Source organism: Segatella hominis, from assembly GCF_004535825.1.
In the GTDB taxonomy this organism is placed as follows: domain Bacteria; phylum Bacteroidota; class Bacteroidia; order Bacteroidales; family Bacteroidaceae; genus Prevotella; species Prevotella hominis.
On record NZ_SGVY01000012.1, the window covers coordinates 58,990 to 85,613 of the forward strand.

19 protein-coding genes and 3 pseudogenes are annotated in these 26,624 nt (G+C 41.4%); 14 read left to right on the forward strand and 8 right to left on the reverse strand.

The window, feature by feature from the left end; translation table 11 throughout:
* The first annotated feature begins 21 nt into the window (after nucleotides 1-21).
* From murD to ftsZ, 7 genes are all read left to right on the forward strand, one after another.
* Nucleotides 22-1,350 (forward strand): UDP-N-acetylmuramoyl-L-alanine--D-glutamate ligase, encoded by a 1,329-nt coding sequence (murD, locus tag EXN75_RS06295; RefSeq protein WP_022110205.1) that lies wholly within the window; start codon nucleotides 22-24, stop codon nucleotides 1,348-1,350.
* A gap of 20 nt (nucleotides 1,351-1,370) precedes the next feature.
* A complete protein-coding gene (locus tag EXN75_RS06300; RefSeq protein ID WP_118118470.1) occupies nucleotides 1,371-2,639 on the forward strand; it encodes an FtsW/RodA/SpoVE family cell cycle protein in 1,269 nt (422 codons plus the stop codon).
* 78 nt (nucleotides 2,640-2,717) lie between these two features.
* Entirely contained in the window at nucleotides 2,718-3,824 is a 1,107-nt protein-coding gene (murG, locus tag EXN75_RS06305; protein WP_134843181.1) for an undecaprenyldiphospho-muramoylpentapeptide beta-N-acetylglucosaminyltransferase, read from the forward strand.
* Nucleotides 3,824-5,200 (forward strand): UDP-N-acetylmuramate--L-alanine ligase, encoded by a 1,377-nt coding sequence (gene murC, locus EXN75_RS06310; protein ID WP_134843182.1) that lies wholly within the window; start codon nucleotides 3,824-3,826, stop codon nucleotides 5,198-5,200. Before murG ends, murC begins: the two co-directional genes overlap by 1 nt.
* A complete protein-coding gene (locus tag EXN75_RS06315; RefSeq protein ID WP_022110201.1) occupies nucleotides 5,200-5,997 on the forward strand; it encodes a cell division protein FtsQ/DivIB in 798 nt (265 codons plus the stop codon). The genes murC and EXN75_RS06315 overlap by 1 nt, the downstream gene beginning before the upstream one ends.
* Nucleotides 5,998-6,045: 48 nt before the next feature.
* A complete protein-coding gene (gene ftsA, locus EXN75_RS06320) occupies nucleotides 6,046-7,488 on the forward strand; it encodes a cell division protein FtsA (RefSeq protein ID WP_134843183.1) in 1,443 nt (480 codons plus the stop codon).
* Between the two features lie 73 nt (nucleotides 7,489-7,561).
* Nucleotides 7,562-8,893 carry a cell division protein FtsZ gene (ftsZ, locus tag EXN75_RS06325; RefSeq protein ID WP_134843184.1) on the forward strand — a complete coding sequence of 444 codons (1,332 nt, stop codon included), beginning with the start codon at nucleotides 7,562-7,564 and terminating at the stop codon, nucleotides 8,891-8,893.
* A 20-nt stretch (nucleotides 8,894-8,913) separates the two neighbouring features.
* Here ftsZ and recO read toward each other — a convergent pair whose 3' ends face one another.
* The gene (recO, locus tag EXN75_RS06330) at nucleotides 8,914-9,642 is read right to left on the reverse strand and encodes a DNA repair protein RecO (protein ID WP_134843185.1); all 729 of its coding nucleotides are present in this window, start codon (nucleotides 9,640-9,642) and stop codon (nucleotides 8,914-8,916) included.
* Nucleotides 9,643-9,869: 227 nt separating this feature from the next.
* On the opposite strand from recO, the gene rpsT reads away from it, so the two are divergent.
* From rpsT to EXN75_RS18550, 5 genes and pseudogenes are all read left to right on the forward strand, one after another.
* Nucleotides 9,870-10,124, forward strand: coding sequence for a 30S ribosomal protein S20 (gene rpsT / locus EXN75_RS06335; protein WP_022110197.1), 255 nt, complete (start codon nucleotides 9,870-9,872; stop codon nucleotides 10,122-10,124).
* A 175-nt stretch (nucleotides 10,125-10,299) separates the two neighbouring features.
* The gene (gyrB, locus tag EXN75_RS06340) at nucleotides 10,300-12,270 is read left to right on the forward strand and encodes a DNA topoisomerase (ATP-hydrolyzing) subunit B (protein ID WP_134843186.1); all 1,971 of its coding nucleotides are present in this window, start codon (nucleotides 10,300-10,302) and stop codon (nucleotides 12,268-12,270) included.
* A 78-nt stretch (nucleotides 12,271-12,348) separates the two neighbouring features.
* Nucleotides 12,349-14,727 carry a glycoside hydrolase family 95 protein gene (locus tag EXN75_RS06345; protein WP_134843187.1) on the forward strand — a complete coding sequence of 793 codons (2,379 nt, stop codon included), beginning with the start codon at nucleotides 12,349-12,351 and terminating at the stop codon, nucleotides 14,725-14,727.
* A complete protein-coding gene (locus EXN75_RS06350) occupies nucleotides 14,724-15,620 on the forward strand; it encodes a hypothetical protein (protein WP_134843188.1) in 897 nt (298 codons plus the stop codon). Before EXN75_RS06345 ends, EXN75_RS06350 begins: the two co-directional genes overlap by 4 nt.
* 526 nt (nucleotides 15,621-16,146) lie before the next feature.
* Nucleotides 16,147-16,485, forward strand: a pseudogene (locus tag EXN75_RS18550) (hypothetical protein); the annotation flags it as partial.
* Nucleotides 16,486-16,525: 40 nt separating this feature from the next.
* On the opposite strand, the gene EXN75_RS06360 reads toward EXN75_RS18550, so the two are convergent.
* The 4 genes from EXN75_RS06360 to EXN75_RS18555 form a co-directional block, all read right to left on the reverse strand.
* The gene (locus tag EXN75_RS06360) at nucleotides 16,526-17,167 is read right to left on the reverse strand and encodes a DUF3109 family protein (protein WP_134843190.1); all 642 of its coding nucleotides are present in this window, start codon (nucleotides 17,165-17,167) and stop codon (nucleotides 16,526-16,528) included.
* A 91-nt stretch (nucleotides 17,168-17,258) separates the two neighbouring features.
* Nucleotides 17,259-17,924 (reverse strand): uracil-DNA glycosylase, encoded by a 666-nt coding sequence (locus tag EXN75_RS06365; RefSeq protein WP_118118491.1) that lies wholly within the window; start codon nucleotides 17,922-17,924, stop codon nucleotides 17,259-17,261.
* A gap of 57 nt (nucleotides 17,925-17,981) precedes the next feature.
* Nucleotides 17,982-19,499 carry a 2,3-bisphosphoglycerate-independent phosphoglycerate mutase gene (gene gpmI / locus EXN75_RS06370; RefSeq protein WP_118118493.1) on the reverse strand — a complete coding sequence of 506 codons (1,518 nt, stop codon included), beginning with the start codon at nucleotides 19,497-19,499 and terminating at the stop codon, nucleotides 17,982-17,984.
* A gap of 124 nt (nucleotides 19,500-19,623) precedes the next feature.
* Nucleotides 19,624-20,703, reverse strand: coding sequence for a winged helix-turn-helix domain-containing protein (locus EXN75_RS18555; RefSeq protein WP_342776603.1), 1,080 nt, complete (start codon nucleotides 20,701-20,703; stop codon nucleotides 19,624-19,626).
* A 203-nt stretch (nucleotides 20,704-20,906) separates the two neighbouring features.
* Here EXN75_RS18555 and EXN75_RS06380 point away from each other — a divergent pair, with 203 nt between their 5' ends.
* Nucleotides 20,907-21,770, forward strand: coding sequence for a GLPGLI family protein (locus EXN75_RS06380; protein ID WP_134843191.1), 864 nt, complete (start codon nucleotides 20,907-20,909; stop codon nucleotides 21,768-21,770).
* An 86-nt stretch (nucleotides 21,771-21,856) separates the two neighbouring features.
* Entirely contained in the window at nucleotides 21,857-24,409 is a 2,553-nt protein-coding gene (locus EXN75_RS06385) for a peptidase associated domain and porin domain-containing protein (protein WP_134843192.1), read from the forward strand.
* Between the two features lie 181 nt (nucleotides 24,410-24,590).
* On the opposite strand, the gene EXN75_RS06390 is transcribed toward EXN75_RS06385, so the two are convergent.
* From EXN75_RS06390 to EXN75_RS06400, 3 genes and pseudogenes are all read right to left on the reverse strand, one after another.
* Nucleotides 24,591-26,012: an AAA family ATPase gene (locus EXN75_RS06390; RefSeq protein WP_118118500.1), complete on the reverse strand. Its 1,422-nt coding sequence runs from the start codon at nucleotides 26,010-26,012 to the stop codon at nucleotides 24,591-24,593.
* A gap of 201 nt (nucleotides 26,013-26,213) precedes the next feature.
* Nucleotides 26,214-26,432 (reverse strand): annotated as a pseudogene (locus tag EXN75_RS06395) (hypothetical protein); the annotation flags it as partial.
* Between the two features lie 81 nt (nucleotides 26,433-26,513).
* Nucleotides 26,514-26,624: pseudogene (locus EXN75_RS06400) on the reverse strand (IS982 family transposase); the annotation flags it as partial.

The window sequence follows — 26,624 nt, forward strand, 5'->3', positions numbered from 1 at the left end:
TCAGACATATAAAATAACAATATGAAAAAAATTGTAATTTTAGGAGCCGGCGAAAGCGGTGCAGGTGCAGCCGTGCTGGCAAAGAAGGAAGGTTTCGAGGTTTTCGTCTCTGATATGTCAAAAATCAAAGACAACTATAAGAAACTGATGGATGACCACAATATCGAATGGGAAGAAGGTCATCATACGGAAGAGAAAATTCTGGATGCCGATGAAGTTATCAAGAGTCCTGGTATTCCTAAGGAAGCACCTATGATTCAGAAGTTGATAGCTAAAGGCACACCTATCATCAGTGAAATCGAATTTGCTGGCAGATATACAGATGCTAAGATGATCTGCATCACAGGTAGTAACGGTAAGACCACAACTACTTCTCTGATATATCATATCATCAAATCGGCTGGCTATGACGTAGGTTTAGCTGGCAATATCGGCAAAAGTCTTGCATTACAGGTTGCAGAAACTCCTCATCAATACTATGTCATTGAGCTGAGCAGTTTCCAATTAGACAATATGTATCAGTTCAGAGCTAACGTAGCTATCTTGCTGAACATTACTCCAGACCACCTGGACCGCTACGATTTCTGCATGCAGAACTATACTGATGCCAAGATGCGCATCACACAGAATCAGACTGAGGAAGATAGTTTCATCTACTGGAACGACGATCCTATCGTGAAAAAAGAATTAGAGAAATACAACCTCAAGTCACATCTTTGTGCATTTGCAGAGAACAAAGAAGAAGGAACTGTTGGCTACATAGAGAATGGCAAGTACATACTCGATTTTCCACAGGCATTTGAAATGCCACAGGCAGACATGAGCCTCAGCGGAAAGCATAACATCTACAACAGTCTGGCTGCAGGTCTGGCTTGCAACATTGTAGGCATCAGCAAAGAAATCCTCCATAAGGGATTAAGCGACTTCCCTGGCGTGGAGCATCGTCTGGAAAAAGTAGGAAAGTTTGATGGTGTATATTATGTCAACGATTCCAAGGCGACAAACGTGGATGCATGCTGGTATGCACTTGAAAGTATGACAACTCCTACTATTCTTATCATTGGAGGTAAGGACAAAGGTAACGATTACAATCAAATAAAAGACCTGGTAAAACAGAAGTGTGCCGGCATCGTATATCTCGGAGCAGACAACCAGAAGTTACACGATAATTTTGACGAGCTGGGTATTCCTGTACGTGACACCCATAGCATGAAGGACTGTGTAGCTGCCTGCAAAGAACTTGCTAAGCCTGGCGATACCGTTTTACTGAGTCCTTGTTGTGCAAGTTTTGATCTGTTCAAGAACATGGAAGATCGAGGCGAGCAATTCAAGACTTTAGTCAGATTATAATAAAGATAGGAAATAATCAAATGAACAAGAAAATAGGCAACATATTTAAAGGAGACAAGGTAATATGGATGGTGTTTTTCTTCCTTTGCATGATTAGCATTATTGAGGTATATTCTGCCTCAAGTTCGCTAACATACAAAAGCGGCAATTACATGAAGCCTGTCATCCGACATATAGGATTCATCATCTTTGGAATCTTCACCATGATTTGCATGCTCAAAGTAAAATGCAAGTACTTCAAGATTGCCACTCCATTCATGCTTGCCATTTCTTTAATCATGCTGATTTGGGTATTGATAGCCGGTCAGGCTACCAATGGTGCATCAAGGTGGGTAAACTTCATTGGTTTCCAATTTCAGCCTTCCGAATTTGCTAAGGGAGCAGTTATTCTGGCCGTGGCTCAGATTCTCAGTGCCATGCAGACAGAGAATGGCGCCGACAAACGCGCACTCAAGTATATTATCGTTGCATCATCCATTTTCATCCTACTGATTGGTCTTGAGAACTTATCCACAGCCATGCTGCTATGTCTCACCATCTTTTTCATGATGATCATCGGAAGAATTCCTAAGGCACAACTCGGAAAACTATTGGGATTAGCCATAGCATCTGGAGCGATAGTAATTGCAACTGTGATGCTTGTAGGAAAAGACAAGAATCAGTCAACAGGTGACAATACGCTTACAGAGAATATCAAGAAAGAGGAAAAAGAACCTGGCTCCATCGAAAAGCTATTCCATAGAGCAGATACGTGGAAGTCGCGAATAGACAAATTCCTGAACCACAAAGATGTTGCTCCAGAAGATGTTGACTTGGATAAAGACGCACAGGTTGCTCATGCAAACATAGCCATAGCCTCATCCAACATCGTGGGCAAAGGACCAGGCAACTCGGTTGAGCGAGACTTCCTGTCACAAGCCTTCTCCGACTTCATCTACGCCATCATCATAGAAGAGATGGGAATAACCGGAGCCGTATTTGTGGTCTTCCTATACATTATATTATTATATAGAGTAGGAAGTATAGCCAACAGATGTGAGAACAACTTTCCTGCATTTCTCGCCATGGGACTTGCCATACTGCTCGTCACTCAGGCATTGTTCAATATGCTCGTAGCAGTAGGTTTAGCACCAGTTACCGGTCAGCCGCTTCCACTCATCAGTAGAGGTGGAACTTCCACCGTCATCAACTGTCTATATGTTGGAATCATATTGAGTATCAGTAGAAGTGCCAAGAAAAAAGACGAGTGCAATACAGAAGCAAATACATCAAAATTGGCTACTGCATAAAAAAACACTATAAAAAATAGTGAAAAATGTAGAATTGTTGATTTTTTTATTTATCTTTGCGTAATAAATTAGAAAATTATGAATAATGAACTGAGAATTATAATAAGTGGAGGTGGAACTGGAGGACATATTTTCCCAGCTGTATCCATCGCCAATGCCATCAAGGCCAAATACCCTGAAGCAAAGATTTTATTTGTTGGAGCATTAGGCAGAATGGAAATGCAACGTGTTCCTGCTGCCGGATATGAGATTAAGGGATTACCTATCTGCGGCTTTGATCGTAAGCATCTGTTCAAGAATATTGCCGTGCTCTTCAAAATATGGAAAAGCCAAAGAATGGCAAAGAAAATCATCAACGACTTCAAGCCAATGGCTGCAGTCGGTGTTGGTGGTTATGCCAGCGGCCCTACTCTTAACGTATGTGCAAGCAAGGGTATACCTTGTTTAATTCAGGAACAGAATTCATATGCAGGAGTAACCAACAAGTTACTCGCAAAGAAAGCTGACAGAATTTGTGTGGCATACGAAGGAATGGAACGTTTCTTCCCTGCTGACAAGATCAGCATGACAGGAAACCCTGTACGCCAAAACGTATTGGAGACTACTGTTACGGTGGAAGAAGCAAGAAAACAATTCGGACTTGCACCTGAAAAGAAAACCATTCTTCTGGTAGGTGGTAGTCTCGGAGCAAGAACCATCAATGAAAGCGTATTGCAAAACTTGGATAAAATTGCCAAAAGTGATATCCAGTTTATCTGGCAAACAGGTAAGTATTACAAGGCATCCATCGCTGAACAGATGAAAGGCAAGGAATTGCCAAATCTCAAAATCATGGATTTTATCAGCGACATGGGAGCGGCATACAAAGCTGCTGACTTAGTTATCAGTAGAGCTGGTGCCAGCAGTATCAGCGAATTCTGTCTTATAGGCAAACCTGTCATTCTGGTTCCAAGCCCTAATGTAGCAGAAGATCACCAAACGAAGAATGCCATGGCACTGGTAAATAAAGATGCAGCCATCTATGTAAAAGACTGCGAAGCACCTGGCATACTTATCGACAAGGCTATCAATACAGTCACAGATATTCAGAAATTAAACTCACTCAGTGAGAATATTAAAAAATTAGGTTTAAAGAACTCTGCCGACGTCATTGCCGACGAAGTTGTAAAATTAGCAAGAAAGTAATGGAACTGAAAGATATTAAAGCAGTATATTTCGTAGGAGCTGGCGGTATAGGCATGAGCGCTATCGCAAGATATTTCCTCAACAAAAAGTTGGTTGTTGCTGGTTACGACAAGACCCCTTCTCACCTTACACATGATTTGGAAAAAGAAGGCATGCTCATCCATTATGAGGAGAATACAGACCTGATACCAGAGGCTTGCAAGGATCCAAAAACAACATTGGTCATCTTTACTCCAGCCATCCCAGCAGAGCACAAGGAACTTGTGTATTTCCATGAGAATGGATTTACCATCGAAAAACGTGCACAGGTATTAGGTACTTTGACTCGCACACATAAGGGTTTGTGCGTAGCAGGAACTCATGGTAAGACTTCAACATCAACCATGTGTGCCCACATCATGCATCAGAGTCATATAGACTGTAACGCTTTCTTGGGCGGTATTTCTAAAAATTACGGCACCAACTACATACTTTCCGACAAGAGCGACTATGTAGTCATAGAAGCTGATGAATTCGATCGCAGTTTCCATTGGTTGCGTCCTTGGATGAGCGTAATTACTGCAACAGACCCAGACCATCTGGACATCTATGGAACAAAAGAAGCATATCTGGAAAGTTTCCGTCATTATACAGAACTTATCCAACCAGGAGGTGCACTCATCATCCATAAGAATCTGGAAATGAAACAGAACGTACAGGATGGAGTTAGAATCTACGAGTACAGTCTTCATGAAGGAGATTTCCACGCAGAAAACATCAAGATAGAGAATGGCGAAATCACATTTGACTTCATTTCTCCTATCGAAAATGTAGAGAACGTAGAACTCGGTCAGCCTGTGCCAATCAACATCGAAAATGGTATTGCCGCAATGGCAATGGCACAATTGAATGGTTGCAAGGCAGAAGAACTCAGACAAGGAATGAAGACATACGAAGGCGTAGAAAGACGCTTTGATTTCAAAATCAAAGATGCCAAGCACGTATTCCTATCAGACTATGCCCATCATCCAAAAGAAATCTACCAGAGTGTAAAGAGCATCAGAGAGCTGTATAAGACACGAAAGATTACTGCAATCTTCCAGCCTCATCTTTATACCAGAACACGAGATTTCTACAAGGATTTTGCAGAAAGCCTGAGCATGCTTGATGAAGTAATCCTGTGTGACATTTATCCAGCAAGAGAGGCTCCGATACCAGGAGTGACCTCAAAGCTCATCTACGACAATCTCAAGCCAGGAGTAGAAAAGAGCATGATACACAAAGAAGATGTACTGGATCTTGTAAAAAGTAGAGATTTCGATGTTCTTATCGTATTGGGAGCTGGCGACTTGGACAACTACGTTCCGCAAATGACAGAAATTCTTAAGCAGAAATAATGCGCATCAACTGGAAGAAAACGATTATCATCACACTGGATTTCGCCATAGGTATATATCTGGTGTTTGCATTCACCAAGCTGAACAAGCCTGATGAATCAAACTTAATATGCACCAAGGTAAACATCAACATACAAGATGAGATGACCAATGGCTTTCTTGATGCAAAAGAAATAAAAAAGAGACTGAAAGCAAAAAAGATCTATCCTTTAGAGAAACCTTTGAACAAGATTAGTACTCGCCATATAGAGGAGACTCTGATGCAAAGTCCTTTCGTCAAATCTGCCGAATGCTACAAGACTCAAGACGGTCTCGTTGATATCAACCTTACTCAACGCATGCCGATCGTAAGAATCAAGAGCATCAATAATGAAGACTATTATGTAGATGACCATTATCAGATTATGCCCAACACCAAATACACCAGCGATATGATTATCGCCACGGGCTACATCAATAAATGGTATGCTCAAAAATATGTCTCGTTATTAAGCAAGGCATTGATGACTAACGAGCTGTGGAGAAATCAAATAGAACAAATTAACGTTCTACAAGATAAAGGAATAGAACTTGTTCCTCGAGTAGGAAACCATGTCGTCTATCTGGGCAATCTTCCAGAAGCAAACGCTGTGGAAAAACGGGAGAAAGACATTCAAGACTTCGTAAACCGAAAGATGTCACGCTTGGAAAATTTCTACAAATATGGACTATCCAAAGCTGGTTGGAACAAATACTCATATATCAATCTGGAATTTGACAACCAGATTATTTGCAAAAAGCATAATAGCAACAGCTAGTATAAATAGCTAATAAAAATAAAAAGAATCAGATAATATATAAAGACTATGCCAAAGGAATTTATAGTAGCAATAGAGCTAGGGTCATCCAAGATGACGGGTATAGCAGGCCAGAAGAATTTAGATGGCAGCATCACTGTACTAGCACTCGTGGAGGAAGACTCGTCTTCTTGCATCAGAAAAGGTGTCATCTATAACATAGACAAGACTTGCCAGAGCTTGACTAACATCATAAATAAATTGAAAACAATTCTCAAGCAAGACATTTCTCAGGTCTATGTCGGCGTAGGAGGAAGATCTATCAAGAGCGTCAAGAACATAATTGTAAAAGATTTACCTACCGCAACCATCATAACTCAGGAAATGATTAATGAGCTGATGGATATCAACCGCAACATGACATATCCTGATCAGGAGATTTTGGATGCTGCGACACAGGAATATAAGATAGATAACCAATATCAGATAGATCCTGTCGGCATACAATGCAATCACCTGGAAGGTATTTTCCTCAATATCTTGTGGAAAAAGAATTTCTACAACAATATTTACGCTTGTTTTGAGAAAGCCAACATTCCGATAGCAGAAATGTACTTGGCACCTCTCGCCTTGGCAGACAGCGTATTGACAGACTCTGAGAAGAGAGCTGGCTGCGCGTTGATAGATTTGGGTGCTGACACGACGACGGTATCTGTATATTACAAAAATATTCTTCGCCATCTGTCAGTCATTCCACTTGGCGGTAATAATATCACCAAGGATTTGACATGTCTTCAGATAGAAGAGCAAGAGGCTGAGAAAATGAAATTGAAATATGCTAAGGCATATACAGACATCAAGAATATCGACCCAACTCTCAACTATTCTATTGACAAGGACAGAGTAGTAGAGAGCAAAAAGTTTATAGAAATTGTTGAAGCCAGAGTAGAGGAAATCGTTGAAAATGCCTGGTATCAAGTCCCTATAGAATTTGCAGACAAACTTTTGGGAGGTATTATCCTTACGGGTGGCGGAAGCAATATGCCTGAAATAGAGAAGGTATTCAGAAACCACACCAATACTCCTAAGATTAGATTTGCTAAGTTTGTTACCCAAACCGTAAAAGCGAAAGATGCAAAGATCAACAACCACGATGGTACCATGAATACCATTCTGGGACTTCTTGCCAAGGGTGACATGAACTGCAGTGGGGATGAAATCAGCAACGATTTGTTCACCAATAACATAGAACGACCTCTTACCGCAGACAGTACACCAAAGGTTTCTCGCAACCCTAATGAAACTGCAGGAACAGGAGTTGTACCTACTCCTGCTCAAAAACGTGAAGAGGAGTTGAGAAAGAAGAAAGAGGAAGAAGAAAGACTGGCTAAAATCGCAGAAGAGGAAGAAAAAGAGCGCGAAGAGAAAAAGCGCAAAGAAAACAGTTTCCTCCATAAAGGATTCAGAAAGCTCAAGGATTTCTTCCTGGATACAATCTCTGAAGAAGAATAAAATGCTCGAATAGTAGGGTAAACTCTCTAAAAATGGACTATAATTAGGATAAACTCTAAAGAATATAAAGATTATGCAAGATAGCAAACCACATATCCTTGATTTCGGTGAACCGGAAAAGGAAAATAGCATCATCAAAGTAATCGGTGTTGGTGGTGGCGGCGGCAATGCAGTCAACCACATGTACCGGGAAGGCATTCACGATGTAAGTTTTGTACTTTGTAATACCGACAATCAGGCACTTAATGATTCTCCTGTACCTGTCCATCTCCAATTAGGAAAAGAAGGACTTGGAGCCGGCAACAAACCTGAAAAGGCAAAACAAGCTGCCGAAGAGACATTGGAAGACATCAAACATATGCTTAATGATGGTACCAAGATGGCTTTCATTACTGCAGGTATGGGCGGAGGAACAGGTACTGGAGCTGCTCCTGTCATTGCACGCGTCAGCAAAGAACTGGGCATATTGACAGTCGGCATCGTAACCATTCCTTTCAAATTTGAAGGTCCGAGAAAAATCGACCAAGCACTCGACGGCGTTGAAGAAATGTCTAAACATGTAGATGCCTTGTTGGTTATCAACAATGAAAGACTTCGTCAGATTTATCCTGATCTGGCGGTTTTGGATGCATTCGGCAAGGCAGACGACACGCTAAGTGTAGCTGCCAAGAGTATCGCAGAAATCATTACTGTACACGGTCTCATCAACCTTGACTTCAATGATGTTAAAACCGTCCTCAAAGACGGAGGCGTTGCCATCATGAGTACGGGCTATGGTGAAGGTGAAGGACGCGTCAAGAAAGCGATAGCTGATGCATTGAACTCACCTCTGCTCAATGACAATGATGTTTTCAATTCCAAAAAGATTCTTCTTAGCATTGCCTTTGCAAGTGAAAAGAAAGACAATCCGGGTCTTACCATGGACGAAATGAATGACGTAAACGACTTCATGGAAAAATTTGGTGATGACTTTGAATTGAAATGGGGACTTGCCATTGACCCAGAATTAGGAAGCAGAGTCAAAGTAACCGTCTTGGCTACAGGTTTCGGATTGGAAGATGTAGAAGGTATGAACCGTCATCTCAAGAAACATACAGAAGAAGAATCCAGACGCATTGCAGAACAAGAAGAAAAAAGAGCAGAGAACGAGGAAAGAAGAAAGAGATATTATGGAAGTGACGGTACAACGACTCAGTACAAACGTCACCCACATATCTTCCTGTTCAAGCCAGAAGATCTGGACAATGAGGATGTGATTCTACAAGTAGAGAACACACCAACATATAAACGTACAAGACAGACTCTTGAGGAAATCCGAAACATCGCTTCTGGAAAAATCGAAGATGATGAAAACAGAAACGCAGATGGAAGTGAGCCTGTCCAGGGAGTCATCAGTTTTGCATAAGTAAAATCCTCACAAAGGATTCAGTAGAACAATTCCTGAAGTACTGATAAAGACTTCAGTTCCGGAAATCCGGGAATATGAAGACGATAATATTCTATCATCACCTCTACAGAATGATTCCGCTCCTGGCGGGACATCTTGTAGAGGTGCATTGTTTTATAGTCTAATCGGAACATTTGCAAAAGATGAAAAGAATCACTTTCTGATAAATAATGAGAATGAGCAGGAACGAAAGGTACAAACTTCCCCTCATCCAAATCAAAATACTTAGATTGTTCCAGTCCTTCACTCAAATTGGGTCCTATTCCCATATAAAAACTCAATCTCATTAAAAACAGCAAATGAAAATTAGCGATTCCTTCATGAGCACCATCAAACCAAACCAAACTATCATAAACAAAATAAAACAAAGGAAGATTCTTCTGTTCTAATTTGGTAGCATACAGCAGGAACTCTGCCAAAAACAGAGAAACAGATATTTTTATAGGAGAAAAAGGAATATCCTCATAAGGGTAGAGAATACCTATATTTTTAATACGCTGTAAATTCTGGTTAGCCCGGAAATCAAATTCTAAAGTCACCAAAGTCAATGGCTGGAAATATTGTCTTTTGGAATTACTCTTTGAAGATTTTGGAATTTTCACCAAAAAGGACACTCTTCCTCTGGATTCCGTCAGAAAATCCACAATAAATTGCGACTCTCCATATTTAATAGAATGTAGGACAATTGCTCTTGTTTTTTCCATCATACGAACGTTTTTAGATGATTTTGAGGGCAAAATTACAAAAAAACACGCATTTAGAGAAAATTTTCCAGAAAAAATTTGCAGGATTAAAATAAATGTAGTAACTTTGCACCCGCAAAACAACAAATGGTCCCTTCGTCTATCGGTTAGGACGAGAGATTTTCATTCTCTAAAGAGCAGTTCGACTCTGCTAGGGACTACATAAGAAAATAAAAAAATAAAATATTAAGATGGCAAATCATAAATCATCAATCAAGAGAATCCGTCAGGACAAAAAGAAGTCTTTGCACAATAAGTACTATGCAAAGACAATGCGTAACGCTGTACGCAAGTTGCGCAACATGACTGATAAGGAAGAGGCTGTAAAGCTCTATCCTACAGTTCAGAAGCTTTTAGACAAATTGGCTAAGATTAACGTTATCCATAGCAACAAGGCTGCAAACTTGAAGTCAGGTTTGGCTCAGCACATTGCTAAGTTGGGTTAATACAACGTTAAAAGCTAAAAAGATATATAAGGTTGCAATTCTTTCGAATTGCAACCTTATTTATTTTATATCAAAACTAAGCATTTCACTATTTTTTGCAGTTTTTTAGCAACAAAAATTGCATATTCTCATGTTTTTTCCGTATCTTTGCACGATAATAATACTAAGCAAAGAAATGGCAGAAAATACAAACAACGCAAATAATTATTCAGCGAGCAACATTCAAGTCCTCGAAGGCTTGGAAGCTGTTCGTAAGCGTCCTGCGATGTACATTGGTGACATCTCAGAAAAGGGTCTCCACCATTTGGTCAACGAGACCGTTGACAATTCCATTGATGAAGCCATGGCTGGATATTGTACAGACATTGAAGTTACAATCAATGAAGACAATTCTATCACCGTAGAAGACAATGGTCGTGGTATCCCTGTTGATATGCATGAAAAGCTTCACAAATCCGCACTCGAAGTCGTTATGACAGTACTTCACGCAGGTGGTAAATTTGACAAAGGTTCCTACAAGGTATCTGGTGGTTTGCATGGTGTAGGTGTAAGTTGTGTAAACGCACTCTCTTCACACATGAAATCTCAGGTATTCCGTGGAGGTAAAATATATCAGCAAGAATACGAAAAAGGTAAGCCCCTCTACCCTGTCAAGGTTGTTGGTGAGACAGAAAAGCGAGGTACATGCCAGCAATTCTGGCCAGACCCTACAATCTTCACCCACACCATTTACAAATGGGATATCATCGCAAGCCGTATGCGCGAGTTGGCATTCCTCAATGCTGGTATAAAGATCACCCTTACAGATCTCCGTCCTGACGAAGAAGGTAAAACCAAACAAGAGGTTTTCCATGCAAAAGATGGTCTGAAAGAGTTTGTAAGATACGTTGACCGCCATCGCACTCACCTGTTTGATGATGTCATCTATCTCAAGACAGAGAAGCAAGGCATTCCTATAGAGATTGCCATCATGTATAATACAGACTATACAGAGAACATCCACTCCTACGTAAATAATATCAACACGATAGAGGGTGGTACTCACCTTACTGGTTTCCGCATGGCATTAACCCGCACGCTCAAAGCATACGCAGAAGCTGACCCTACAATCTCCAAGCAGATTGAAAAGGCTAAGGTAGAGATTGCTCCTGAAGATTTCCGCGAAGGCCTTACTGCAGTCATCTCTATCAAGGTTGCAGAACCACAGTTTGAAGGCCAGACTAAGACCAAATTAGGAAACAGCGAAGTACAGGGTGCCGTTCAGCAGGCTGTCAATGAAGCTTTGGCTGATTATCTGGAAGAACACCCAGATGAAGCTAAGCGCATCTGCGAAAAAGTTGTTTTGGCAGCGACAGCACGTATTGCAGCCCGCAAAGCTCGTGAAAGCGTACAACGAAAGAACTTCATGACTGGTGGCGGTCTCCCTGGAAAACTTGCAGACTGCTCTATCAAGGACCCTAAGGAATGCGAGATTTTCCTTGTCGAGGGTGACTCCGCTGGCGGTTCCGCAAAACAAGGTCGCGACAGATTCCATCAAGCAATTCTTCCTTTGCGCGGTAAAATTCTGAATGTAGAAAAAGTACAATGGCACAAAGTCTTTGAGGCTGAGTCCGTTATGAATATCATCCAGAGTATCGGCGTACGCTTTGGAGTAGATGGTGAAGATAGCAAAGAGGCTAATACAGAAAAGTTGAGATATGACAAGATTATCATCATGACCGATGCCGATGTCGATGGTTCTCACATCGACACACTTATCATGACTCTCTTCTATCGCTTTATGCCTAAGGTTATCGAGGAAGGACATCTCTATATTGCAACTCCACCTCTCTACAAATGCTCATTCAAGAATAAAGTCAGCGAATACTGCTATACCGAGCAGCAGCGTCAGGCTTTCATTGACAAATACGGAGAAGGACAAGAGGATAAAAACATTCACACACAACGATACAAAGGTTTGGGTGAGATGAATCCAGAACAATTGTGGGAAACTACTATGGATCCATCTACACGATTACTCAAACAGGTTACAATAGAGAATGCTGCACAAGCAGATGAAATCTTCTCTATGTTGATGGGTGATGATGTTGAACCTCGTCGAGAATTCATTGAACAAAATGCAACCTACGCTAATATTGACGCATAATAAATACAAGGCAGGCTCATTAAACAAGCCTGCCTTGTATTTATATTCAGTAATATTACCTTATTAACCGGAAATATAATGACTAAAGAATTTTTTTTTAGCCTTACTCTATGTGCTATAAGTTTTACAGCAAATGCACATAAGAAGGCAATTACAACGCAACTTCCACTTACCTTATGGTATAACCAAGAGGCACATGCCTTTGAGGAATCACTACCTATCGGCAATGGTAAGTTGGGAGCATTAGTTTATGGTGGAGCTGATAATGATTCTATCTACCTGAACGACATCACTTTGTGGACAGGACAACCTGTTAACCCTCAAGAAGGAGGTGATGCATATAAATGGATACCCAAAATACGGGAAGCTCTGTTTAAGGAAGATTATAAGACAGCCGATTCCTTGCAACATTTCGTGCAAGGACACAACTCGGAATATTACCAGCCTTTAGGCCTGATTCAGATAAAGGACTTTAATCAAGGAAAAATCAGCAACTATCATCGCCTATTAAGCTTAGATAGCAGCCTGGTATCCATCAGTTTTGTGCGTAATGAAGTTACCTTCAATAAGGAATACTTCGCCTCTCATCCGGACAAAATGATTGCCATAAGACTGAGCGCCTCTAAAAAAGGGGCCATCAATAGTGATATTTCTCTTACGTCGCTCATTCCTCATCGAGTGAAAGCATCCGAAAAACAACTCACTATGTCGGGGCATGTTATGGGTGAGGAAGAAAACAGCATACACTATTGCTCCATACTGCAAGTAAAAAACACAGATGGTAGCATTAGTGCCAGTGACTCTACCCTACACCTTACGGGAGTAACAGAAGCTATTATCTATCTGGTCAATGAGACCAGTTATAATGGTTTTGACAAACATCCTGTCAAAGAAGGAGCACCCTATTTAGAAAATGTCACTGACGATATCTGGCATCTGACAAATTTTACATACAAAGAATTACGACAAAGACATCTATCAGATTACAAAAAACTCTTTGATCGGGTAAAATTCAACTTGTCTGATGCGAAATATGATGTCCAGAATCCAACAGATAAACAATTACTATCGTATAGTGACGAAAATAAGCATAATCCTTATCTGGAAATGCTCTATTTCCAATATGGCAGATACTTGCTTATCAGCAGTTCACGAACAAATGGCGTACCAGCCAATCTTCAGGGTCTCTGGGCTCCTGCACTCAAGTCACCTTGGAGAGGAAATTACACCATCAATATCAATTTGGAAGAGAATTATTGGCCAGCAGAATCAACCAATCTCCCAGAACTGGTAATGCCTGTTGATGGACTTGTAAAAGGAATGGCTGTAACAGGTCGCCATAATGCCCAACATTTTTATGGCCTAAACAAAGGTTGGTGTGCAGGACATAATACTGACGCATGGGCTATGTCAAATCCTGTAGGAACCGGTAACGAAAGCCCTCAATGGAGTAATTGGGCGATGGGAGGTGCCTGGCTTGTACAGACACTATGGGATCATTATGACTATACAAGAGATATTAATTACTTAAGAGATACAGCCTATCCTCTCATGAAAGGGGCTTGTGATTTCATGCTTGAATGGCTCATAGAAGATCCTCATAATCCCGCACAACTGATAACTGCACCATGTACATCTCCAGAAGCTGACTACATCACCGATAAAGGATATCGAGGAAGTTCACTATATGGCGGCACAGCAGACTTGGCGATTATCAGGGAACTATTCAAAAATACGATTAAAGGTGCCCAAGCACTTGGAATAGACAAAGATTACCAAGTACGCCTGCAAAGTTCATTAGAGCGCTTACGCCCTTATCATATAGGAAAAAGAGGTAATCTCATGGAATGGTATCACGACTGGGACGATCAGGACTGGCATCACAGACACCAATCACACTTACTGGGTCTATACCCTTTCCATCAAATCTCGTTAGCGCAAACGCCGGATTTGGCGCAAGCTGCAACAAAGACATTGGAAATAAAGGGCGACAAATCTACAGGATGGAGCACAGGATGGCGCATCAATCTATGGGCACGCCTACATCGTCAGGACAAAGCTTATCAAATACTGCGCAAGTTGCTTACATATGTGAGCCCTGAGAAATACAAGGACCGGAAACATCATTCTGGTGGAACCTATCCTAACCTGTTTGATGCGCATCCGCCATTCCAGATAGATGGTAATTTCGGTGGAACAGCTGGCATCTGTGAGATGCTTATGCAGTGTGATGGAGAAAACATGGACTTGCTTCCTGCACTCCCAGACTCATGGCAGCAAGGAAATATCCAGGGAATCAAAGCCAGAGGAAACTACACCCTCAACCTCTATTGGAAAGACAAGAAGGTTTCAAAGGCAGAGATTATTAGCCATGCGGATGGAAGATTAACCGTAAACTACAACGGGAAATCTCAAAAAATAACACTTAAGAAAGGAACAAAGAAAGTTCTCAGATGAAAAGAATCAAAACTTTTATATTGGCAATGCTTTGGGTACTAAATTCGAATGCACACGAATTTAGTACTCATTGGATTTCCTACCCTACACCCAACGACTCGTCAGAAGTTCTTTTCTGCCACGTTTTTCCTTCACAAGGGAAACCCAAACAGGGAAGCATTACTTTTGCAAGTTGTGGGAGAATAAAGGTATTTGTCAACGAAAGAAATATTAGTCCAAAAGCCTATTTCTGTAATCCTGACTCTGCAACGGTTTTCATATATACATATGATATAACAAGGTTTCTGCAACCACATAAGAATACGATTGCTGTATGGTACGCTCCAGAAAGTGGTAGAGAGCCATCCAAACAACTTTCTATGGAATATTATGGATATGATGCTAAGGGTAAATATTTCTACCATAAAGCAAATGGAGACTGGAAATGTTGCATACTAAAAGGATGCTATGTCAAAAAAGAAATAGAAGCATTTGACGCATGCAGTTATGACAACCAGTGGAAGTCTCCGGATTTCGATAGATCAAAGTGGTTAAATCCATTAGGAGCTTACAACCAATCAAGGATCAACAAGTTGATTAACAATTCTTTTGAGCGTAAACTTTGTACTATTCGACATATTATGACTCCAATAGATGTTTATCGTGACCAAAAGAGTATTTATTACGACTTTGGCAAGGTATTCAAGGGAACACCAAGAATAACTTTAAGAGAAGCTAAAAGAAAAGAGACTATTAACATGGATGGATTTATATATACTTGTAATGGCGAATTAGATGAACAAGCATTCCGAAGATTCACTAATAAAAGCCAAAGAATTATTAAAATCTACAGTAATTCTCAGTATTTCAAAGAATCTCAAATTGTTAACATAGAGGGATTAGAAAATGAATAAAGAATATTCTAACACACAAAAAAAAAAATAAAAATATAATCCTAAAACCATGACAAATTTAAATACAAAAAAAGAGATTTCTATTGCACAAGCAAAAGAAATCAAGTCTGAATGCAAATTTTTAAATGACGAAATTTGCTATATTGAAGATATTGACGTAGAAGACCTGCCATCAGAGAAAACGGAAGTGAAATGCATCACTCTTATTTTATGTTTGGAAGGAACTCTACGTTATGATACAAATGGACATACTGTTATTGCAGAGAAAAACAGTATCCTCTATTTCGCGAGTGGACAACATGTAGATCACTTCAGAGTTATGTCTTCTACTTTTAAAGGAAAGGCTTTACTTATAAAAACTTCAAACATTAGCCAGCTTGCTGAAAATTTCACCAATATTTCTACTTTAACAAACAAATTAAATAGCATAGACAAAGTAAAAATTGGTACAGACGACATATATAGCATAAACTGTTTACTGACACAAATAAAGACATTCATGGACAAGAAACAAAATAGATATCAAATGACTTTTGAACTTGTCCATGTTATCATAGAGCTATCATTGTCACAAGCGATTTTCTACGACAAATACAATGAACAAACAAAAGACCTGCAATTATTTGAACAATTCGTCGATTCAGTTGAGAAGAACATTTTTACTCAAAGGAATATTTCTGAATATCACAAACTCCTCAATATTTCACCAGGCAAATTAGAGAAGATTGTACGAAGTACCATCGAGCAAAGCCCTAGAGAATATATACAAAAGCGTCTTGTAACGTATGTCTGTCTCATAGCAGAATATACAAACAAAAAACAAATGCCAATAAAAAAGATTGCAGAATTAGTACACTATAAGAATCAGTGTACCTTATCTGAATTGGTAAAAAAACATATCGGCATTAGTCTGAAGCAATATCAGAATCTTGAACCTGAGCAGCAACATCGCATAATTCATCGTACCAAGGCTGACCAAAACGCTGTACTAAAGGTCCTTCCAAAAACTTATATACAGGAAGATTTAATTCCTGACCTTTTTTAATGGCAGCCTTACAGATACGCCATTTGTTATAGTTAATGCCATACACTTCATTACCAAAATGCTTGACGCGGATGGGATAAAGTGCACATGAGATGGGTTTCATAAAATGAGATTTTCCTTCACGATACGCACGTTCCAAAGCACAGAGACAGCAATTAGGTATCGTATGACCATCATTCATATCCTGAAGGTCTTGGTAGCAAGTAAACACGCAATCCTTACCATTTACAATACTTGTTACCAAATCACCTTCGATATCTGTATATGCAACACCCTGCTTGTCAATAACAGCCTGTGCTGAAGCCGATAGATCATCCCAAACGACATCCAACGCATTCTCTATTTCCATGACCTCATCCAAGGAAACAGGAGCTCCCGCATCGCCTTCGATGCAGCACTCGCCCTTGCAGACATCAAGATCGCAACAGAACTTTTCGGTGATGATATCAGGTGAAACCAATACGTTGCCCACCTGCAGAATACGCAATTCGTCTTTCTTCATAATGTTTTTTGAGATGAATAATAAAGAATGATAGCCACCCACGATGGATAGCTATATATAAAAGTGGATAGCTATTATATTAAAGGTGTGCCTACCATTGGATAGGCGCAATTCCGTTCTGCTGCAGATAGGCATTGCAGCGGGAGAAATGATGATTACCAAACCATCCGCCACGGTTGGCAGATAATGGCGATGGATGCACACTTTCCAATATCAGGTGCTTGCTCGTGTCGATGAGCTTTGCCTTACTTCGGGCATAACCGCCCCAGAGGATAAACACCAGGTGTTCCTTATCCTTGCTGAGCGCCTGGATTGCGGCATCAGTGAATTGCTCCCAACCCTTGCGCTGATGGCTCGCAGCCTGATGAGCACGAACGGTAAGGGTGGCGTTGAGCAACAATACTCCCTGCTTTGCCCAGCGGGTCAAATCACCTGTAGCGGGCATCGGAGTACCGAGATCCATCTGAATCTCTTTGAATATATTAATCAATGATGGTGGGAAAGTAATTCCTTCAGGCACAGAGAAACTTAATCCCATCGCCTGCCCGGGCTCATGATAGGGATCCTGTCCGATAATCACGACCTTTACATCATCAAAAGGACAGAGATTGAAGGCATTGAAAATCAAACGGCCCGGAGGATAACAGGGCGTACGCAGGTATTCCTCTTTTACGAAGTTTGTGAGGTCAACAAAATACTGCTTGTCGAATTCTTCTCCTATATGCTGTCTCCAACTTTCTTCTATCTTTACGTCCATAATGATTTAAGTTAAAGAAGTCAAGGCTCCAAAAAGCCTTGACTTCCGAAATTATTATTAGTCAATAATCAAGTTTTCACCAGTCATATCAGCTGGCTGCTCCAAGCCCATGATGTGGAGGATAGAAGGAGCAACGTCTGCCAAACGACCATCCTTTACGGTAGCTGAGTTGTTGTCAGTTACGTAGATGAATGGAACTGGGTTCAAAGAGTGAGCGGTGTTTGGTGTACCGTCCTCGTTGATAGCGTGGTCTGCATTACCGTGGTCAGCGATGATGATAGCCTCATAATCGTTAGCCTTGGCAGCCTCGATAACGTCCTTTACGCAGTTGTCAACAGCGTGAACAGCCTTAGCGATAGCGTTGTAGATACCTGTGTGACCTACCATATCACCATTAGCGAAGTTTACAACGATGAAGTCGTACTCCTGTGTGTTGATAGCACCCACCAACTTATCCTTTACCTCGTAAGCGCTCATCTCTGGCTTCAGGTCGTAAGTAGCTACCTTTGGAGAAGGAACCAGGATACGGTCCTCACCCTCGTATGGAGTCTCACGACCACCATTGAAGAAGAATGTTACGTGAGCATACTTCTCTGTCTCTGCAGTGTGGAGCTGCTTCTTGCCCTGTGCGCTCAAGTACTCGCCGAGAGTGTTCATTACGTTCTCCTTAGGGAAGAGGATGTGAACACCCTGGAAGCTTGCATCGTATGGAGTCATGCAATAGTACTGCAAGTCCTTGATGGTGTGCATGCCTTCCTCTGGCATATCCTGCTGAGTCAATACCTGTGTCAACTCCTTGGCACGGTCGTTACGGTAGTTGATGAAGATAACAACATCACCCTCCTGAATAGTACCGTCAACCTTAGAGTTATTGATTGGCTTGATGAACTCGTCAGTTACGTCCTCATCATAGCTCTCCTGCATTGCCTTCACCATATCGTCAGCCTGCTTACCCTTACCCTCAACGAGCAAGTCGTATGCTTCCTTCACACGGTTCCAACGCTTGTCACGGTCCATAGCATAGAAACGACCTACGATGCTTGCGATGTGTGCACCGTTCTTGTCGCAGCAAGCCTGAACCTCCTCGATAAAGCCCTTACCGCTCTTAGGGTCTGTATCACGACCATCCATAAAGCAGTGAACGTATGTCTCCTTCAAACCATATTCCTTACCAATCTCAATCAACTTGAAGAGGTGATCCAAAGAAGAGTGAACACCACCGGTAGAAGTCAAGCCCATCAAGTGGAGCTTCTTACCTGTCTTCTGAGCATAGCTGTAAGCGTTGATGATCTCCTGATTCTTCAAGATGTCACCGCTCTCGCAAGCCTTGTTGATCTTAACGAGGTCCTGATATACCACACGACCAGCACCGATGTTGAGGTGACCTACCTCAGAGTTACCCATCTGACCTTTAGGAAGACCTACATCCTCGCCACAAGTCTGGAGAGTAGAATGTGCTGAAACTGCTGTCAAATAATCGAGATAAGGAGTTGGAGTCTTGAAAATAACATCACCCTTATCATGCTTACCGATTCCCCATCCGTCGAGAATCATTAAAAGAGCTTTTTTTGCCATAATTACATAAAATAATTAAAATTCGAATTTCGACTGCAAAGTTACAACAAAATAGGTGAAGGACAAAATAAATTAAGATAAAAAAACTCCCACCTTTCTAAAAAGATGAGAGTTGATAACAAGATCAACAGGTTCGCAGGATATATCCCTTCTTGATGACAGCTTCGATACTTACCTTTTCATCCAGGTTCAATGCCCGGCGAAGATAGGTAATCTGCACGTTCAGGGCAAGGGAATTGGAGTATGAGTCATCACCCCATACTTCATTCAGTATGAAATCCCGCTCTACAAGCTGGTTCTGGTTCTCGGCAAGAAGCTTCAGAATTTCAGCTTGACGAGATGTGATGACTACTCTGGAATTACCACATTGCAGTTCATTCTGCGCATAATAGAAAGCAATGGAACCGATAAAAACAGCAGATTCTTCACCTTTGCCGTCTTCTTTCGGTTGCTTCGACTCATAAATCATATTCTTCAGGAACTCATGGCGAATGCCGTCAATGCGTTTCTGGAAGACTATGGTCTTAACCAGATAATACAGACATCCTATCAAGATGAAAAAGAGAAAGATGCTTCCTATCAATTGCCACATCATGGCTTTGAGCGTTCGAGTAATAGGAATGGGCACCTGAAAAGAAATACCTTGGCGAAACATTGGGTTCGTCTGATACTTTACCGTCACCACACGTGACCATCTGCCTTCGACATCATATTTTGCATTCAGGAAGACAGTCTTGTAATCCAGATGGCGAAAAAAGGATATCTTCCCATATCTCTTATCATCCAGTAATCTTTGATAAGAAGCCAACGAGGGATGCTTACCTTTATAAGCCAGATATCTGCTAATGATGAGATAAGCATCATCACCCGTAAGATCAGGATCATTCAAACGGACAAGAAAGCGATGATTGTTCCAAAAAGAAAGCGTAGTACGGCTACATCCCTTCTTCATATCATATTCAGATTCTATCTTAAGCATAACCGTATCTCTTCTACCTTTCGTAGATGAATTCTCCTGCAACTTTTTTCTATTCTTCAAATCTTGCGCCAACACCTCATCACAATCCTTCTTGAATTGCTCTACCTGCTGGTCTAAGCTATATTGACATTGAAGATGAAGCCAATAAGCCTGCGTGCAGAACAACAATGCGATTGCTACTCCACATACCATCCATACTATTTTCAGCTTACTGTTACTGTTCATACTTTCCTGATCTTTTGAATTTTGACGGCAAAGTTACAGAAAAATCCGTAAACAAAGGCAAGAGTAATAAAATAATAATAGGCGAAAAGAAGCAAAAGTAATAACTCAGTAACAGAAATCATCGATTTCATCGGATGATCTCAGTACCTTTGCATCACAAAAACAAAAGAAACAGATAAAATAATGAATAATTGACGAAGATTATGAAAAAGGTATTATTAATAGCATGGCTTGCATTATATGCTTGCATGCTCCAAGCTCAAACAGTAAACCTGTTCGATGAATCAAGCATTGGCATGGGAGATTCCATTGATCAGGTAAAGTATCAGGTAGTATATGATGCCGAGTATATTTACGAAAAGAAATATACCAAGACCGACACCCTCATTGGCCGCATCGAAGAGAAAATGCTCTTGCAGATTGGCAACAAGTATTCCGCATTCTACAGTTATCCGATATTCCAAAGAGACTCTACCATCTCCGCAAATATGGCAAAAGGAATACCAGTAAATTTCTCCGGTAATGGCGGACAGATTAATTGGAAAGTATATAAGAACTATCCAGAACAGGGCAAGACTACCTATCTCGATTTTTTTGCTGCTGACAGATATTTGTGCATTGAACCGATGGAACCGATAGACTGGCAACTCACAGACAGTATCGATTCCATCTGCGGTTACGAGTGCCACCAGGCTATTGCCAAGTTTAAGGGGAGAACATGGATTGCATGGTACACGGAAGACATCCCTATTGACAATGGTCCCTGGAAGCTGAGCGGACTGCCGGGATTGATTCTCAAGGCTCACGACTCCGAGAACGATTATGGATTTACAGCTGTAGGACTCACAACAGGCAAAGGCTCCATACCTATCTATTATAAAGGTAAGACTTTCGAGCCTATCGACCGCAAATCATTGACCTCCATTTACAAAAAATACTATGCCGATCCAATCGGTTATCTGCTTCAAGATGCCAAGTATGCTGCAATTGTAAAGATCAAGGATGAAAAAGGAAATATCCTGAAGCATTCCAAGCGTGCTGAGCCATACAATCCGATTGAAAGATAATTAGCAGTTTACTTCTTTGCCAGACAAGCGTCTTAAAGACATTAGCGAGATAAGTGTCTAAGGTAAAATAGAAAAGAGAAAAAAAGATGAAGAAAATAATAGTTCTTTTCACTTTTCTGTTCGTGGCGTGCCATGCGTTTGCCCAAGAGAAGATTAGCGGTTATGTGGAAGATTCACTTACACACAACCGTCTGACCAACGTATCGGTTACGCTGCTGCGTAATGGAAAGCCCTTAAAGTTTACACGCAGCAAGGGAGACGGAACTTTTCTGATTCCCATAGCACAAAAGCAAACTGGCGATATGCTGCAAGCTTCCTACATGGGCTATAAAAAGCAAAAAAAGGCGATTTCATCGGGAAAAGAAACCATCATCAGTATGACTTCAACAGCTTTTGTCTTGAAGGAAGTACAAGTAAAAGGCTCTCGCATCACGGGTCGAGACACCATATCTTTCGACCTCACCCGCTTTGCCAACGAACGAGATAACTCACTGAAAGATGTACTGAAAAAGCTGCCAGGCGTGGATATAGAGAAGAATGGCCGTATCAACTACAATGGTAAGCCCATCAACCGATTCACTGTGGAAGGTCTCGACCTGACCGGTGGCAAATATAACCAGCTGGAAGAAAACATCAAGGCAAAAGATGTGAAAAAGGCCGAAGTAATCGAGCATGACCAACCTATCAAGGCGCTCCAGAACAAGACCTTTACGGATAATGTAGCGATGAACATCGCCCTGAAAGACAGTGCTCGCGACAAACTGATGCCCACCCTCAAGCCTTACATGCTCGTAGGGCATCCGTCCCACGTAGGCGGAAGCATCAATATCATGCAAATTGGCAAGAAGAAACAGATGATGTATGATGCAGAATACGACAGAACAGGTAAAAATCTCGGCTATGCACTTAACCAACTCGCATCTTACAGCAATCGTCTGGCTCCTGCCTCCCTTCCATTATGGCTATCAGTACCATCGCTTGACGCTCCTATCGACGAAGAACGCCTGCGCTTCAACACCTCGCAAAAATACTCCATCAACCATATCAAGAAGAATAAGGACGATGCAGAGACTCGCATAGAAGCCAACTATCTTCGTACGGTAACCCGACAAGAGCGAGAGAACATGAGTATCTACAACCTCGGCGAAGAAGCTCCCACAGTTACCACGGAGCACAACCACAAGACGATGATCAGCGATGCCTTCAATCTGCAATGGGAGAACAAGGTAAACAAGGCTGAGCATTATGGCAACGAGAGCATCAGCCTCAGCGTAGCACAAAGCGACGGTTTATCAAACATCAACGACACGCTTACCCAACGTGTCCGCATCCCAAAGCTCGACCTATCGGCAAGTATCTACCGCCTCTTCGTCTTCAAGAAAAGTCAACTCTCTTGGCATAGCACTGCCGACTATCACCATGGTGTGGCGGACCTCTACGTTAACGACGAACGCAATCGCATCCGCACCAACCTTTGGCATACAGCACACGCCTTACAGTGGATGAGGAATCGCTTCCACTGGACACAGGAATATAAAATGAGTATCGACCTCAACAACATCTATGCGAAATATCAGGAAAGAAGCAATGAAATCGGCAAAAACAACGGATTCATCGAAAACTGTCACGATGAAATCGGCCAAAACAGTCTTAACATCACAGGGAAGTTCACCCCTTACTGGCAATACAAGACCGAGACGTTCCGTATGTCGTTCTCTCCCGATTTCATGTGGGAACGCTTCACCTATCCACAGAAAACTCTACTTACCATATCACCCTACCTTTACTTATATAAGAAATTGGATTTCCGTAGAGAGTTGACTATCTACACAGGATACAGTACAGGAACAGGCAATGCCACCAACTACGCCATGAAGCAATATCGTCTAAGTTATCGCTCTTGGTACACTTCGAGCGACATCATTCCGATAACTCGTTCTCTTTATGGCAAGTTGAGCTACGACTACAAGCGTCCTATCAAGGAAATCTTCTTCAGCGCATCGGTCAATGCCAGCAAAAACTGGATGAACACGGCATCCGACCTACGCATCGAGGATGGCAAATACTATACCTCATTATATAAGCAGGACAGCAAGAGCAACAATCTAGGAGCATCACTCTACATATCGAAGGGTTTCTACGACTTTCATCTGAAAACCCGTCTGGAGGGCAGTTACAACTACAGCAAGGGTGAGCAATACAGCAGCGGCAAAGCCATCAGCTACACCGCCGACAACTATACTGTAAAGCCTAACATCGACTTCTCGCCGTCCTGGTGTGCCTTTAGCTATGAGGGAGAATTCTCTTTTTACAACTCGAAACGTCAAAAAATGGCGAAGTCATCGTTATTTAATTGGCGCCAAAGCGTATCTGCCACCGCTACAATCAGCCATGTGGACCTCTCCTTCTCGCTCGTACATTATCACAATGAACTGCAAGAGGGCAGCCACCTTAACACCCTCCTTGGCGATGCCTCGGCAGTTTGGAGAATGAAAAAGCTCCGCCTTTCAGCAGAGCTTCGAAACCTTTTCAACAAGAAGAACTATATGGAAACCATCTATAGCGGCATCAGTACATTGACCGACAGCTATCATCTTCGCCCCCGCGAACTGATGATTTCCGTCCAGTATTCCTTCTAAACAAGAGGGTGTGTCATAAGTCTATGTCACACTCTCTTTTATTTTACTTATTGCATAATCCTAGAAGTATCGCAGCCTACTCCAAAAAGGAATACCATTGTCTGTTTCTTATCATTTAGGTGTCCACTTCCTAGGAAGTAGACACCCCAGTGCGCCATTCTGTTGGTATTTTACCGTTTTTTTATTCATGAAACAAGTCATCTGCCACGACTTCGCTCTGCACCATCCCCCAATACTCATTATGAGCAAGACCATTTACTGTTATCATTGTGAGATGCAAAGTCTTTCTGGTCTTCGTGGTCTGCAAGAAACGCTCTATCTTATGTGCTAAATTCCGACTATAGTCCTGACTAATGACATATTTATCTTGCGAGAACTTAATCTCGCAAACATTCACTACATTGTCTGCACGTTCTATCAATAGGTCAATTTGCGCACCTTGACCATAAATAGGGTCATCTTTGACAGACCAGGAAGAAACACTTGTCAAGACACCACTAATGCCTAACTTGTGCTTGATTTGATTTACATGTTGCATACATACTCGCTCAAACGCCAAGCCAACCCATGTGTATCTCACAGGCGACAAATAACTATGCGACCAGAAATGCTCATCGCCTCCTTTATTGTCTTTCATAAACTTGAAGTAGAACAATGTGAAGTTGTCTATCAGTTGATAAATAGTATCATTCCGCTTCTTGCCAAAAGCATTGTATTTACGGATGAAGCCACATGCTTCCAAGTCGTCAAGAATTCGAGTGATATTGGCACCACTCGACAATCCTATCTTTTCTAACAGTTCAGTACGAGACATTCCCACCTTGATGGTTCCCAAGACGTTGATAACTTTCAGGTAAGGTTCAGGATTGTTGAACAAAGAATCATACAACTCGTTAAACTCATTGTGTAGTTGACCTGTTATTGAGAACAATAAGCTATCTATATTTTGAGCCACGCTCTTTCCTTTGTCCAACAAAGACCAATAGAAAGCAACACCACCCAATACCATATAATATTCCAACAATTCATAACGGGTTGTGCGCATACCGATGCTTTTGGCATACAGTTCACATTCGTGCAAAGTGAAAGGTTGTAAAGATATACGGAGGTTTACTCTATTATGCAAACCGCCATGATTTTTCAACACCTTATTAATAATCCAGGATGTAGCAGAGCCACAAACAATCAAAATGACATCCTTGCGTGCAGAGGCAAAACTATTCCAAAAGTATTCCAATGCTGTAATGAAATTTGAGCGAGGAGTATCCATCCAAGGTATTTCATCTATGAAAACTACTTTCTTCTCAGCTTCTGATTGCTCTATCAATTGCTCCAACATCGAAAAAGCCTCTATCCAATCTTTGGGCAAACGAGCCTTTGGGAATCCGCTCTTCAGTAGCGACTCCTTAAAATAACGCAATTGCAGTTTTGTACTTGCTTTTGCAACACCAGAATGTTGAAAAACGAATTTATCCGCAAAACACTCTCTAACTAGATAGGTCTTGCCCACACGTCTTCTACCATACACTGCAACAAACTGTGAGCTATCTGACTCGTAAGCTTTATGCAGCATCTCTTGCTCTTGTTCTCTTCCTATCAACATATTTTATTGCTTTTTGCGTGCAAAGATAACAAAAAAGTGCTTATAACAACCCAAAAGTCCTAAAAAAAATGACTTTTGGGTTGTTATAAGTACTTTTAGGGGCGTTCTGTGCGCCATTCTGTTGGTATTTTGCCAGTCTTCTCTTTAAAGATGCGATAACGATGAGGAAGACTAGTTCTTTCTGAGATAGTTCAACTGAACCTTAGGAGCGGTAACATAAACCTCAGCAACTTCCTTGCCGGCAACCTTACCGGTATTCTTGATAGTTACGCTAACCTCGATATTGTTGCCTTTAGCCTTGACTGATGGCTTGCCAAACTCGAAGGTAGTATAGCTCAAACCATAACCGAACGGATAAGCCACATTCTTCTTGAAGGTGTCGAAGTAGCGATAACCTACATAGATATCCTCCTCGTGGTTGCTCCTGCCGCAACGGTAAGAGCCAATTTCTTGTAGTTCATCATTTTGTCGTTTATTTAGTTAGTTAACCCGTTGGCGGAATTAATTTAGCGCATACTTAACCCTGCCAACCGGTCTGTTGTTTACATAATTAATATATTGCAAGACTGTAAATGCGCTGATTTTCCCGATGATTCGGGTAAACAGTCCTAG

What these genes read in the sequence shown, in the direction of transcription:
- gyrB (WP_134843186.1), top strand. Translation starts at nt 10,300, where the DNA reads ATGGCAGAAAATACAAACAACGCAAATAATTATTCAGCGAGCAACATT.
- rpsT (WP_022110197.1), top strand. Translation starts at nt 9,870, where the DNA reads ATGGCAAATCATAAATCATCAATCAAGAGAATCCGTCAGGACAAAAAG.
- EXN75_RS06385 (WP_134843192.1), top strand. Translation starts at nt 21,857, where the DNA reads ATGAAGAAAATAATAGTTCTTTTCACTTTTCTGTTCGTGGCGTGCCAT.
- recO (WP_134843185.1), bottom strand. Translation starts at nt 9,642, where the DNA reads ATGATGGAAAAAACAAGAGCAATTGTCCTACATTCTATTAAATATGGA.
- EXN75_RS06350 (WP_134843188.1), top strand. Translation starts at nt 14,724, where the DNA reads ATGAAAAGAATCAAAACTTTTATATTGGCAATGCTTTGGGTACTAAAT.
- EXN75_RS06390 (WP_118118500.1), bottom strand. Translation starts at nt 26,012, where the DNA reads ATGTTGATAGGAAGAGAACAAGAGCAAGAGATGCTGCATAAAGCTTAC.
- murD (WP_022110205.1), top strand. Translation starts at nt 22, where the DNA reads ATGAAAAAAATTGTAATTTTAGGAGCCGGCGAAAGCGGTGCAGGTGCA.
- murG (WP_134843181.1), top strand. Translation starts at nt 2,718, where the DNA reads ATGAATAATGAACTGAGAATTATAATAAGTGGAGGTGGAACTGGAGGA.
- ftsZ (WP_134843184.1), top strand. Translation starts at nt 7,562, where the DNA reads ATGCAAGATAGCAAACCACATATCCTTGATTTCGGTGAACCGGAAAAG.
- EXN75_RS06380 (WP_134843191.1), top strand. Translation starts at nt 20,907, where the DNA reads ATGAAAAAGGTATTATTAATAGCATGGCTTGCATTATATGCTTGCATG.
- ftsA (WP_134843183.1), top strand. Translation starts at nt 6,046, where the DNA reads ATGCCAAAGGAATTTATAGTAGCAATAGAGCTAGGGTCATCCAAGATG.
- EXN75_RS06360 (WP_134843190.1), bottom strand. Translation starts at nt 17,167, where the DNA reads ATGAAGAAAGACGAATTGCGTATTCTGCAGGTGGGCAACGTATTGGTT.
- murC (WP_134843182.1), top strand. Translation starts at nt 3,824, where the DNA reads ATGGAACTGAAAGATATTAAAGCAGTATATTTCGTAGGAGCTGGCGGT.
- gpmI (WP_118118493.1), bottom strand. Translation starts at nt 19,499, where the DNA reads ATGGCAAAAAAAGCTCTTTTAATGATTCTCGACGGATGGGGAATCGGT.
- EXN75_RS18555 (WP_342776603.1), bottom strand. Translation starts at nt 20,703, where the DNA reads ATGAACAGTAACAGTAAGCTGAAAATAGTATGGATGGTATGTGGAGTA.
- EXN75_RS06315 (WP_022110201.1), top strand. Translation starts at nt 5,200, where the DNA reads ATGCGCATCAACTGGAAGAAAACGATTATCATCACACTGGATTTCGCC.
- EXN75_RS06365 (WP_118118491.1), bottom strand. Translation starts at nt 17,924, where the DNA reads ATGGACGTAAAGATAGAAGAAAGTTGGAGACAGCATATAGGAGAAGAA.
- EXN75_RS06300 (WP_118118470.1), top strand. Translation starts at nt 1,371, where the DNA reads ATGAACAAGAAAATAGGCAACATATTTAAAGGAGACAAGGTAATATGG.
- EXN75_RS06345 (WP_134843187.1), top strand. Translation starts at nt 12,349, where the DNA reads ATGACTAAAGAATTTTTTTTTAGCCTTACTCTATGTGCTATAAGTTTT.